The sequence below is a fragment of the Nonomuraea sp. NPDC052634 genome (assembly GCF_040678535.1).
Lineage (GTDB): Bacteria > Actinomycetota > Actinomycetes > Streptosporangiales > Streptosporangiaceae > Nonomuraea > Nonomuraea fastidiosa.
Genome location: NZ_JBFATY010000014.1, coordinates 122,336 through 134,482 on the forward strand (window position 1 = coordinate 122,336; position 12,147 = coordinate 134,482).

Annotated in this window: 11 protein-coding genes; 8 read left to right on the plus strand and 3 right to left on the minus strand. The window is 71.3% G+C overall.

All coding sequences use genetic code 11. The features are described from left to right. Window positions 1–52: 52 nt before the first annotated feature. Both AB0K67_RS36805 and AB0K67_RS36810 read left to right on the plus strand, forming a co-directional pair. Window positions 53–901: a hypothetical protein gene (locus AB0K67_RS36805; protein WP_364069384.1), complete on the plus strand. Its 849-nt coding sequence runs from the start codon at window positions 53–55 to the stop codon at window positions 899–901. Between the two features lie 171 nt (window positions 902–1,072). Further along, window positions 1,073–2,896, plus strand: a complete 1,824-nt coding sequence (locus AB0K67_RS36810) for a BTAD domain-containing putative transcriptional regulator (protein WP_364069386.1) — start codon at window positions 1,073–1,075, stop codon at window positions 2,894–2,896. A gap of 6 nt (window positions 2,897–2,902) precedes the next feature. Here AB0K67_RS36810 and AB0K67_RS36815 read toward each other — a convergent pair whose 3' ends face one another. Next, window positions 2,903–4,054 (minus strand): cytochrome P450, encoded by a 1,152-nt coding sequence (locus AB0K67_RS36815; RefSeq protein WP_364069388.1) that lies wholly within the window; start codon window positions 4,052–4,054, stop codon window positions 2,903–2,905. Window positions 4,055–4,228: 174 nt separating this feature from the next. On the opposite strand from AB0K67_RS36815, the gene rfbB reads away from it, so the two are divergent. Genes rfbB through accD form a run of 6 tightly spaced genes read left to right on the plus strand, consistent with a single transcriptional unit; the run spans window position 4,229 to window position 10,199 of the window. Continuing rightward, window positions 4,229–5,236: a dTDP-glucose 4,6-dehydratase gene (gene rfbB / locus AB0K67_RS36820; RefSeq protein WP_364069390.1), complete on the plus strand. Its 1,008-nt coding sequence runs from the start codon at window positions 4,229–4,231 to the stop codon at window positions 5,234–5,236. After that, entirely contained in the window at window positions 5,233–5,643 is a 411-nt protein-coding gene (locus tag AB0K67_RS36825) for a cupin domain-containing protein (protein WP_364069392.1), read from the plus strand. Before rfbB ends, AB0K67_RS36825 begins: the two co-directional genes overlap by 4 nt. After that, entirely contained in the window at window positions 5,640–6,911 is a 1,272-nt protein-coding gene (locus AB0K67_RS36830) for a beta-ketoacyl-[acyl-carrier-protein] synthase family protein (protein WP_364069393.1), read from the plus strand. The genes AB0K67_RS36825 and AB0K67_RS36830 overlap by 4 nt, the downstream gene beginning before the upstream one ends. Further along, entirely contained in the window at window positions 6,908–8,161 is a 1,254-nt protein-coding gene (locus AB0K67_RS36835) for a ketosynthase chain-length factor (protein ID WP_364069395.1), read from the plus strand. The genes AB0K67_RS36830 and AB0K67_RS36835 overlap by 4 nt, the downstream gene beginning before the upstream one ends. Next, the gene (locus AB0K67_RS36840) at window positions 8,158–8,493 is read left to right on the plus strand and encodes an antibiotic biosynthesis monooxygenase family protein (protein WP_364069397.1); all 336 of its coding nucleotides are present in this window, start codon (window positions 8,158–8,160) and stop codon (window positions 8,491–8,493) included. The genes AB0K67_RS36835 and AB0K67_RS36840 overlap by 4 nt, the downstream gene beginning before the upstream one ends. After that, window positions 8,490–10,199 (plus strand): acetyl-CoA carboxylase, carboxyltransferase subunit beta, encoded by a 1,710-nt coding sequence (accD, locus tag AB0K67_RS36845; protein ID WP_364069399.1) that lies wholly within the window; start codon window positions 8,490–8,492, stop codon window positions 10,197–10,199. Before AB0K67_RS36840 ends, accD begins: the two co-directional genes overlap by 4 nt. A 60-nt stretch (window positions 10,200–10,259) precedes the next feature. On the opposite strand, the gene AB0K67_RS36850 is transcribed toward accD, so the two are convergent. Continuing rightward, on the minus strand, window positions 10,260–10,715 hold the full coding sequence (locus tag AB0K67_RS36850) for a DUF1772 domain-containing protein (protein WP_364069401.1): 456 nt from the start codon (window positions 10,713–10,715) through the stop codon (window positions 10,260–10,262). Then, a complete protein-coding gene (locus AB0K67_RS36855; protein WP_364069403.1) occupies window positions 10,709–12,097 on the minus strand; it encodes an acetyl-CoA carboxylase biotin carboxylase subunit in 1,389 nt (462 codons plus the stop codon). The genes AB0K67_RS36850 and AB0K67_RS36855 overlap by 7 nt, the downstream gene beginning before the upstream one ends. Window positions 12,098–12,147: the final 50 nt, after the last annotated feature.

Consider the following 12,147-nt stretch of genomic DNA (forward strand, 5'->3'; position numbering starts at 1 on the left):
CCTTCCCATCGGTCGAGTCACTCGCCGTCGGCGTTCGGCTGGGAGCTCTCTCATGGAGGAGGCGGAAATGTGCGAGGACAGCGGCAACGTCCACTGGCTGGGCGGTCCCGGCTCTTTGCAGCCGGCCACGGTCGGGGCGGAAATGGCGGCGATCAGCAGCCTGCACGGAGAATTCGTGGTTCCCGCGGGATTCTGCCTTCCCATGACTTTCTGCCCGCGCTGGGACGACACCGCCGGGCTGGAGGCGGTGCTGCGCGCGGCCGTCTCCCGCTTCCCGCGCGGGGACGCCGGCTCCGCTCCGAGCCTGCGGGTCCGCGCCTCCGTCGGGCTCGATCAGCGAGCACCGCGGATGCGCCTGCCGCGGGCGCCGTCCTTCCACAACGTGGGCGAGGACGCACTGGTGGAGGCCGTCATGGAGAGCGCCGCGCCGTTCCTGTCCGCCCGGCGGCGCGGGCAGGTGGAGCCGGGCTGCGTGCCGTCGCGGGTGGTGGTGGTCGTGCAGCGCTTCGAACGGCCGCGCGCCTGGATCTCCGCCTCGTTCGATCCCGAGGCCGCCGGCCGGGTCGTCGTCCTGCGCGCCGGCTGGGGGCTGCGCGAGGACGACGATGTCGCTGACCTGCTGGTGATCGACGGCGCCACACGCGCGGTCGTCGGCGGGCAGGTGGCGGACAAGCGGCGGATGACGATCGACGCGGAAGGGGGAGGCGTCCGGGAGACGGAGGTCCAGGCAGAGTTGCGTGAGACGCCCTGCCTGGACGGCCGGACGGCGCGCGAGATCGCGAGCAGGACCCTGGAACTGGTAAGCGTGCTGCCGACGCCGGTCCGTCTGGAACTGGAACTGACCAAGGGCCGGCTGCACCTGCTCGGCGTTCCCTCTCTTAACGCGGCAACCGAAAGCTGAAACATACCTGTGAATCTCAGGTCCATATCGGGTGCTATTGACAGTGGTCGGACTTCATATGAAGCTGATTCTAATAATGCGCAGTGGCGTCCAGGCGGTCATGTGGAGCAGAGCGATTGTGATCAAGAGAGTCGCAATTGGGCGAACTCGCATATAGGAAGGAATCTCGTCATGGAATTCAAGATCCTGGGGAGTCTTGAGGTCCTCAGCAACGGGCGCGATATTGCGCCGTCCGCGCCTAAATTACGCAGGGTGCTCAGCCTCCTGCTGCTGCACCCCAATCAGATCGTGCGGACGGCGGCGCTCATTGATGAGCTGTGGGGGGACGAGCCCGTCCGCAGCGCCATGACGACGATGCAGACCTACATCTACCTCCTCCGCAAGATCTTCGACGCCGAGCACCCCTCCGCGGGCAACATCCTCGTCACCAAGCCCGCCGGCTACATCGTGGTGACGCCGGAGGAGACCATCGACCTGTTCAGGTTCGAGGCTCTCGCCGAGGAAGGCCGTTCCGCGCTGGCCGCCGGCGAGCCGGAGGCGGCCAGCGCCAGGCTGGGCGAGGCCCTGTCCCTGTGGCGCGGTCCCGCTCTGGCGGACGTACAGACGGGGCGGCTCCTCGACGCGCACGTCACCCGGCTGGGCGAGGCCCGGCTGCGCGCCGTCGAGCTGCGCATCGAGGCGGACCTGTGCTGCGGCCGGCACCGAGAGCTGATCAGCGAGCTGAAAGGGCTCACCACATCCCACGCCTACCACGAGGGCTTCTACAAGCAGCTCATGCTCGCCCTCTACCGCTCCGGCCGTCAATGCGAGGCCCTCGACCTCTACCAGAGCGTCCGGCAGTGCTTCGTCAAGGACCTCGGCGTCGAGCCCTCCGCCGAACTGCGGCGCCTGCAGCGCGACATCCTCGACGCGGCCCCAAGGCTCGACCTGAATGCCCAGGTACGCGCCCACGACCGCCGCTCGGTCAGGCCACCGGCTCAGCTCCCTCCCGACATCGCCGACTTCACGGCCAGATCCGAAGAGGTCTCCATGGCCGAGGCCGCGCTGAAGGAGGAGACCGGGGACGGCAGACCCCCTATCGTGACGTTCATCGGCATGCCCGGCGCGGGCAAGACGGCCTGCGCGCTGCGGACGGCACACCGGGTGCGCACCCGGTTCCCCGACGGCCAGCTGTATGCCAACCTCCGTTCCTCCACCGGAGACGGCGCCTCGATCGACAGGGTGCTGTACGGATTCCTGCGCGCCATCGGGGTGAGCAGGGACAAGGTCCCTGCTACCAGGGAAGAGCGGGCCGCGCTGTTTCGCGCACGTACAGCCCAGCGTCGGCTTCTCATCCTGCTCGACGATGTGGCCTCGGCCGAGCAGGTGACCGCGCTGCTGCCCGGCGGCCGGCACTGCGGCATGCTGGTGACGGGCCGCACCCCGCTGGCTGGTCTGCGGGACATGTGCGAGATCAAGGTCACCGTGATGAGCGCCGAGGACGGCATCGAGCTCCTCGCCCAGATCGTGGGCCGCGCCCGGGTCGAGCGCGAGCGCCGGGCGGCCGAGCTCATCGTCCGCTCCTGTGACAACCTTCCCCTGGCCATACGCGCGGCCGGAGCACGGTTGGCGATCATCCCCGAACTGTCACTCGGCCGCTTCCACGGGCAGCTCGCCGACGAGCAGCAGCGCCTGGACCGGCTCGACTCCACCGACTTCGCGCTCCGCACCGAATACGAGGCCTCCTATCAGCGCCTCTCCGAGACCGACCGGGCCGCCGCGCGGTGGCTCAGCCTGTTCGTCGGCGAGAGCTTCAGCGCGAACGCGGTCTCGGCCCTGCTGGGGCGCAACCCGGCCTCGACGCGGGTGCTGCTGAGCCAGCTCGTCTCGCACCATTTCGTCCGGCCGGTCGGCACCGACGCGGCCGGTGAGGCCCACTACTCCTTCTTCGGGCTGCCGCGCGCCCTGCTGAGCACGTACGCGATGGGCGCGATCCTGGAGAGCCTGCGCGCCTGACGCGGGTCACCACGTGACGGGCAGGTGCTCAGGACCGCGCAGCAGCCCGGTCGTCCGCCACGTCACCTGATCATCCGGCAGCGCCGGCCGCAGCCCCGGCATGTGGCGCAGCAGCGCCGCCAGCGCGGCACGCAGCTCCGCCCGCGCGAGATGCGCGCCCAGACAACGGTGCGGACCGTGCCCGAATGCGAGATGCGGGTTCGGGGTGCGGGCAAGGTCCAGCCGGTCAGGATCGGTGAACGCCCGCGGGTCCCGGTTGGCCGCGACCGTCGAAGGCAGCACGGCCTCGCCCTCCTCGATGCGCTGCCCGCCCAGCGAGGTGGCGCGCACGGCGACCCGCATGGTCCCGCCGCTCACCGCGATGGGCACGTACCGCAGCAGCTCTTCGACCGCCGTGTCCATCAGGCCGGGCTCGCGCCGCAACGCCGCGAGCTGCCCGGGATCGGCCAGTAACGCCTGCACCGAGCCGGCGATCATGCAGGCGGGCGGCTGCAGACCGGCTACCAGGAGCGTGGAACCCAGCGCGACCAGCTCCGCGTCGTCCAGGACACCGGTCAACTCGCCGAGCAGGTCCTCGCCCGGCTCCTTTCGCTTGGCCGTCACCAGTCCCGCCAGGTATCCGAGCAGCGCGTCGTCGTCCGTCCCGTCGAGATGTGCCGTGACCCAGTCGTGAAAGCGCGCGTGGTCGCAGACCGGCACCCCCAGCAGCCGGCAGATGGCGAGGAACGGCAGGGGGCGGGCCAGCGAGGCGACCACGTCGGCCGGCGGGCCCGCGGCGACCATGTCACGGACCAGGCCGTCGGCCGCCTCATCGAGCCACGACCGCAGCCGCGCCACCGTGCCGCCGCTGAAGGCCCCGGTGACGAGCCTGCGCAGCCGCGTGTGCTCGGGAGGGTCCATCGCCGCCAGCGAAGGGGACTGCGGGCGCGAGCGCAGCCGGGGACCGGCGCCGGAGACGGCGGCGGCGCGACTGAAGGCCGGATCGGCGAGGAAGCGGCGGTTCTCCTCGTGCCGCGTGACCAGCCAGGCGAGCGCCCCGGACGGCAGGGACACGCGTGCCACCGGCGCCGCGTCCCGCAGCGCCGCGAGGTCGGGGGCGGGCCGAGGCCCCGGCGGTCCGGTGAAGGGATAGGAGGGGACGCGATCGTCCTTGCGCATGAGGACCACCTCGATAGGGAAGCGTTCGCGGTCTCCGATTGTGCGCGGCGCCGATCGAAGATCGCTGGAAGGCGGGGGCGCCCGCGAGTTCAGCCGTTTTCGACAGCGTCTTGAGGCAGGTAGGAGAGCCTTCCGGGGTACGGCAGCCGGCCGTGGGCGAGAAAGGAGCGAACGTTGCGACTGTTCGTGACCGGTGGCGCGGGATTCATCGGCTCGCACTACGTGAACGCGATACTCGACGCTCGCTACCCCGGCGCGCAGGAGATCCGGCTCACCGTGCTGGACCGGCTTTCCTACGCCGGGAACCTGGACAATCTGACCTTCGACCCGTTCCGGATGACCTTCGTCTGCGGCGACGTCTGCGACGAGGACCTGCTGATGGAGCTGCTGCCGGGACATGACGCCGTGGTGCACTTCGCCGCGGAGTCGCACGTGGACCGGTCGATCGCCGGAGGCGTGCCCTTCGTCAGGACCAACGTGCTCGGCACACAGGTCCTGCTCGAATGCGCACGGCGCAGCGGCGTGTCCAGGTTCGTCCACGTCTCCACGGACGAGGTCTACGGATCCATCGAGACCGGCTCATGGACGGAGAGCTGGCCACTGCGGCCGAACTCGCCCTACGCGGCCTCCAAAGCCGCCGCCGACCTGCTGGTGCGGTCCTACCATCGCACCCACGGGATGGACGTCGGCATCACGCGCTGCTCCAACAACTACGGCTCGCATCAGTATCCCGAGAAGCTCATCCCGCTCTTCATCACCAACCTGCTGGACGGCGAGGACGTCCCGCTCTACGGCGACGGCATGAACGTCAGGGAGTGGCTGCACGTCTCCGACCACTGCCGAGCGGTGCACCAGGTGCTCATGCGAGGCGCGCCGGGCGAGGTCTACAACGTCGGCGGCGGCACGGAGCTGAGCAACAGGGATCTCGCGCGCCTCCTGCTCGATGCCGTCGGCGCGGACTGGGAGCGGGTCCGGTGGGTGCCCGACAGGAAGGGTCACGACCGGCGCTATTCCCTCGACGCCTCGAAGATCCGCGCCGAGCTCGGGTTCGAGCCCGAGGTGCCCTTCCAGCAAGGGCTGGCCGAGACGGTGCGCTGGTACCAGGACAACCGGTGGTGGTGGGAGCCGCTCAAGAAGAGGGCAGAGCTCGCGGTCACGTCGAGGAGGACAGTCAGCCCATGAAACAGCCCAAGAAGATCTCCGTCGCCGAGGTGACGCCCAACCTGCGCAGAGGCGGTGACATCAGGGTCCTGCTCAGCCCGAAAACGGTGGGAGCCACCTCCGGTTTCTCCGGCTTCCTCACCTTGACCGCCGGCGAGTACGTCTCGGAGCACTACCACCCCTACTCCGAGGAGTTCCTGTACGTGGTGACGGGCTCGCCGGTCATGCTGCTCGACGGCGAGCCGGTGGAGCTGAACCCGGGTGACGCGTTACTGGTGCCCATCGGCGTGCGGCACCGCCTGGAGAACCGGGGCTCGGAGACCGTCGAGGTCGTCTTCCACCTCGGGCCCCTGGCGCCCCGCCCCGAACTGGGACACGTGGACACCGAGCCCCTGCCCGCCGCCCACGCCGGCGGAGGGAGCCGGTGAGCGGGCGCAGAGTGGTCCTGACCGGCATCGGGGTGGTGGCACCCGGTGGGGTGGGGACCAAGGCGTTCTGGGAGGAGATGACGGACGGGCGCACCGCGACCCGTACCATCAGCCTGTTCGACGCCGGCGGGTTCCGCTCGCGGATGGCGGCGGAGGTCGACTTCGACCAGGCGGCCGAAGGGCTGAGCCCCCAGGAGCGGCGGCGGATGGACCGGGCGGCGCAGTTCGCCGTGGTGTCCGCGCGCATGGCCCTGGCCGACAGCGGCTTGGCCGCCGGCGAGGTGGACCCCACCCGCGTGGGCGTGAGCATCGGCAGCGCGGTGGGCTGCACGATGTCGCTGGAGCAGGAGTACGTCGTGCTGAGCGACGCCGGCCGGCACTGGCTGGTGGATCCGGCCTACGCGATACCCCATCTGTACGAGCACATGGTGCCCAGCACCATCGCCGTCGAGGTGGCATGGGCGTGTGGCGCCGAGGCGCCGGTCTCCCTGATCTCGACCGGCTGCACCTCCGGGCTGGACTCGGTCGGGCACGCCTACAGGCTGATCCAGGAAGGGGCCGCCGACGTCGTGATCACCGGCGCCGCGGACGCGCCGATCTCGCCCATCACCGTCGCCTGCTTCGACGCGATCAAGGCCACGTCGGCGAACAATGAGGACCCCGAGCACGCGTCGCGGCCCTTCGACCGCGACCGCGACGGGTTCGTGCTCGGCGAGGGCGCCGCGGTGTTCGTGGCCGAGGAACTGGAGCACGCCAGGCGCAGGGGCGCACACGTGTACGCCGAGATCGCCGGCTTCGCCTCCCGCAGCAACGCCTATCACATGACCGGGCTCAAGCCCGACGGCAGGGAGATGGCCGAGGCCATCAGGGTGGCGCTGGAGGAGGCCCGCCTCGATCCCCGCGACATCGACTACGTCAACGCGCACGGATCGGGGACCAAGCAGAACGACAGGCACGAGACCGCCGCCTTCAAGCGCGCCCTCGGATTGCACGCCTACGAGGTGCCGGTCAGCTCGATCAAATCGATGGTCGGGCATTCGCTGGGCGCCATCGGCTCCATCGAGCTGGCGGCCTGCGCCCTGGCGATCGAGCACGACGTGGTGCCCCCGACGGCCAACCTGCACACGCCCGACCCGGAGTGCGACCTCGACTACGTCCCGGTGACCGCGCGCGATCACCGCACGGACGCGGTGCTCTCCGTGGGATCGGGATTCGGCGGCTTCCAGACCGCCGTGGTGCTGGTCGGCCCGGAGAGGCGGCCGGCATGAGCCCCGTGGAGTGCCCCGTGGAGGCGGCGATCACGGGGATCGGCGTGGTCGCACCCAACGGCCTCACCATCGACGACTACTGGAACTCCGTGCTGGCGGGAAAGAGCGGGCTGCGGCACATCACCCGGTTCGACGCCACGCCGTACGCCTGCCGCGTCGCCGGGGAGGTGCCCGGCTTCGTCGAGACCGACCACATGCCCGGCCGCCTGGTGCCGCAGACCGACCGCTGGACCCATCTGGGACTCGCGGCGGCTGCGATGGCCCTGGACGACGCCGGGGTGGACCCCGCCGCGCTGCCCGAGTACGACATGGCCGTCGTCACCGCGAGCTCGTCGGGCGGCACCGAGTTCGGCCAGCGCGAGATCGAGGCGCTGTGGCGGCGCGGACCGCGCAGCGTCGGCGCTTACCAGTCCATCGCCTGGTTCTACGCCGCCACCACCGGCCAGACCTCCATCCGGTACGGCATGCGCGGCCCCTGCGGGGTGCTGGCCACCGAGCAGGCGGGGGGCCTCGACGCCCTGGCCCAGGCCCGGCGGCTGCTGCGCGGCGGCAGCCGGATGGTGATGACCGGCGGCGCCGACGCCTCTCTGTGCCCCTACGGGCTCGTCGCCCAGACCGCCAATGGACTGCTGAGCGGCTCCGACGACCCCGGCAACGCCTACCAGCCGTTCGGCAGGACCGCCCGCGGCTACGTTCCCGGGGAAGGCGGCGCCATGTTCGTCATGGAAGACGCCGACGCCGCGACCGGCGCACCGTACGGCGTGCTGGCCGGCTACATGGCGACGTTCGACCCGCCGCCCGGCGTGGACCGTCCGCCCGGCCTGGAGCGGGCGGTGCGCGGCGCACTCGGCGACGCGGGCTGCGACCCCGGCGACATCGACGTGGTGTTCGCCGACTCCGCCGGCGTGGCCAGGCTGGACCGGCTGGAGGCGGACGCCATCACGGCCGTCTTCGGACCCCGCGGCGTCCCGGTCACCGCGCCCAAGACCATGACCGGCCGCCTGTACGCCGGCGGCGCGGCGCTCGACGTCGCCACCGCGCTGCTGGCGATCCGCGACGGCGTCATCCCGCCGACGGCAGGCGCGTACGACCTGGCCGACGGCATCGACATCGACCTCGTACGAGGTGGGCCCCGCCCGGCAGCCGTCCGGACGGCTCTGGTCATCGCCAGAGGCTACGGCGGCTTCAACGCCGCCCTTGTGCTGCGCGGCCGGCCCGCGGGCGCCACCACCACGGAAGGACGAGTATGAGCGAGCCCAAGGAACGCTTCCGCGTGCTCCTGCGCATGCGTATACGCCCCGGCATGGAGAGCGACTTCGAGAAGACCTGGCTGCGCGTCGGCGATGCGGTCACCGCCGACCCGGCGAACCGGGGCCAGTGGCTCATGGCCAGCCAGGACGAGCCGGGCGTCTACTACATCGTCAGCGACTGGACGGACGAGGCGGGATTCCGCACGTTCGAGCGGAGCGCCGAGCACGTCGAACACCGCAAGCGGCTGCATCCCTACCGGATCGACGGCTCCATGGTGACCTCCCGCATCGTGTACCACCTGGAGCCCGCCCACGCGGGGGAGGACACGTGACGGCCGCCCGCGGGCAAGCCGTCGCGGACTGGACGAGATGCCGGGGATGCGGAGTGCTGCTGTATCGGCGGCGTTTCGTCCGCGACCTGCTGGTCTGCAGGGAGTGCGGGCACCACGCGCCGCTCACCGCGATGGAACGGATCGACCTGCTCATGGACCCCGGCTCGGTCACCCCGCTGCCGTTCCAGGCCGGGGTGTTCGACCCGCTGGAGTTCACCGACGCGCTGCCGTACGCGGCGCGCTTGAGCGAGGCCAGGGCCCGCACCGGGCTGGACGAGGCCGTCGTCTGCGTCCGCGGCACGATCGAGGGCCACCCGCTGGTGGCGGCGGTCATGGATTTCGGCTTCATGGGCGGCAGCCTGGGCTCGGCCGCGGGAGAGCTGGTGACGCTCACCGCCGAGGTCGCCCTGGCCGAGCGGGTCCCGCTGCTGCTGGTGACCGCATCGGGCGGTGCGCGCATGCAGGAAGGCGTGCTGTCGCTGATGCAGATGGCCAAGACCAGCCAGGCGCTCGCCGCGCTCGACGAGGCGGGGGTGGTCACGATCTCGCTGCTCACCGACCCCACGTACGGCGGCGTCGCGGCGTCGTTCGCGAGCCTGACGGATGTCATCCTGGCCGAGCCCGGATCCCGCATGGGCTTCGCCGGGCCCAGGGTCATCAGGCAGACCATCGGGCAGGAGCTGCCGCCCGGCTTCCAGACGGCGGAGTTCCTGCTCGGCCATGGACTCATCGACGACATCCAGCCGCGCCGCGCGCTGCGCGGCACGCTGAGCAGGCTGCTCAGCGTGGCGGCGGGCGCCGGGCCCGGGCACGCCCCGGCCGAGGACGCACCGCGCATCCAGGACCCGGGCCGGCTGCCGGAGCACGACGTCTGGCGCGCGGTCAAACTCGCCAGGCACCCGGCCAGACCGACCACCCTGGACCTGCTGTACGGCATGCTGGACTGGTTCGTCGAGCTGCACGGTGACCGCCAGTCCGGAGACTGCCCGGCCGTCGTGGGCGGGCTCGGCAGCCTGGACGGCGCGCCGGTCATGGTGATCGGCCACCAGAAGGGCCACGGCGACAAGGAGCTCGCCGCGCGCAACTTCGGCATGTCGCTGCCCGCGGGCTCCCGCAAGGCCGCCAGGCTCATGCGGCTGGCGGCGAAGTGGAACTTGCCGGTGATCACGTTCATCGACACTCCCGGGGCGCACCCGGGCGTCGAGGCGGAGCAGGGAGGCCAGGCGCTGGCGATCGCAGAGAATCTGCGGCTCATGTCCAGCCTGCCGGTCCCCGTGGTGTCGGTCGTCACCGGGGAGGGCGGCAGCGGCGGCGCGCTCGCGCTGGGCGTCGCCAACCGCGTCTACGCGCTGGCCAACGCCATCTACTCCGTGATCAGCCCCGAGGGCTGCGCCGCCATCCTGTGGAAGGACTCCGCCGCGGCCCCGCAAGCGGCCAAGGCGCTCCGGATCGGCTCCAGAGACCTGCTGCGCCACGGCGTAGTGGACGCCGTCGTGCCGGAGCCGGGGGAGGGCGCGCACACCGACCCCGCAGCCATGGCGGAGACCCTCCGCGCGGTCGTGATCGAGGCGCTGCGCGAACTGTCGGGGCTGGACGGCGCGGGCCTGGTCAAGGACCGCCGGCGCCGCTTCCGCGGCTTCGGAGCCGAATCCTGCCGGACGGAGCTCGTGCCGTCGGCGGTCGGCGGGCCGTACGCCGCATGGTGAGGCCATCGGGGTGCGCGCGGCGGGAACGCCGCCCGCACCCCGATGGCCTGTACGGGTGCCTCACACGACGGCGGCCAGCGCGGTGACCGCGAAAGCCGCCGCGGCCAGCGCCGTCCGCAGGCGGTGCCACCTGCTCCACGCGGGCCTCGGATCCTGCCACCCCGGCGGCAGCCCCGCGGCCGGGTCCAGAGCCTTGACCTTCCGGTTGATCGGCACGTTCAGCAGATGGGACACCATCGAGGAGGCGAACAGCAGCGCCGCCGCGCACCCGAACGACAACCTCGCCACCGCGCCGTCGGCGAGGAACGACAGCAGCACGTCCACGCCCGTCGTGCCGAGCACGATGATCGGCATCAACGGATCCCAGTTGCGTCCCAGCAGCTGGTGCGCCTCCACATACCGGTCGGGCGTCATGTCCCGCAGCGCGGGGACCACGCTGACGGCGACGCCGAACAGCACGCCGGTGGTGGTGCCGCTGCCGAGCAGCGCCACCACGGTCAAGGGTTCGATCAGCAAGGGGCCTCCTCACCCGGATAGGACTCGAGCATCCGGCCGACCAGCGACGTGGTGTGCGCGGCCGCCGCGAAGCCCGGGTCGGCCAATACCTCCAGCAGAAAAGGCGCCGTCGTGCGCATCGCCGGCCCCACGGCGCGGACCTCGGTGAGCGCGCGCTTCATACGCTCGATGGCCTGCCCGCGGTCCGGCGCCCACACGATGACCTTGGCGAGCAGCGAGTCGTAGTCGGCGGCCACCGTCATCCCCGGAGCGCCGTAGGAATCGATCCGGGTGAACGGTCCTCCCGGCATGACGAACTCCTCGATCCGTCCCGGCGCCGGGCGGAAGCCGTCATAGGGATCCTCGGCGTTGATCCGGCACTCGATGGACGTCCCCCGGATCGCGACCTCGTCCTGCCGCAACGACAGCGGCAGCCCCGCCGCCACCCTGATCTGCTCGCGCACGAGGTCGACGCCCGTCACCATCTCGGTCACGGGGTGCTCGACCTGCAGCCGGCAGTTGATCTCCATGAAGTGGAAGGCGCCGTCGTCCTCCACGATGAACTCGAACGTGCCCGCACCCTCGTACCCGACCGCGTGCGCGCCCCGCACAGCCAGCTCCGCCATGCGCTCGCGGGACTCCTCCGGCAGGCGCGGCGCAGGCGTCTCCTCGATCAGCTTCTGGTTCTTCCGCTGCACCGTGCAGTCCCTGGTACCCAAGTGCACGGCGTCGCCGGACCGATCGCGCACCACCTGAACCTCGACGTGCCGGGCACGCTCGACGAACTTCTCGACGTAGACCCGCGAATCGCCGAAAGCGACGTGGGCGTGCGCCCTGGCCTCGCTGTAGGCGCGAAGCAGCGCCTGGGGACGCCTGACCACCCGCATTCCGCGACCGCCGCCGCCGGCCGCCGCCTTGATGATCACGGGATATCCGATCCGGTCGGCCAGGGCCTTGGCCTCCGTCGCGGTGTCGGCGGTGCCCTCACCGCCGGGAAGGACCGGCAGCCCCGCCTCCGCCATGATCCGCCGGGCCGCCGCCTTGTCGCCTAGCCGGGCCATCACGTCAGGCGGCGGCCCGATGAAGACGATGCCGTGGGCCGCGCAGATCTCGGCGAAGTCCGGATCCTCCGACAGGAAACCGTAGCCGGGGTGAATGGCCTCGGCGCCGGCCTGCAGCGCCGCCTCGATGAGGGCCGGGATGTTGAGATAGCTGGCCTTGGCCGGCGACGGGCCGATGTGCACCGCCTCGTCCGCGAACCGGGTCAGCGGGCCGTCACGGTCGGCGGAGGAGTGCACGGCGATGGTGCGGATCCCCATTTCGCGGCACGTACGGGCGATCCTGAGCCCGATCTCGCCGCGGTTGGCGATCAGAATCGTCTTGAAGGTGTCCTCGCCGCTCACCGTGATCGCTCCTCCCGGTCTGGTACCGGCGGAACGGCCCACCAGACGGC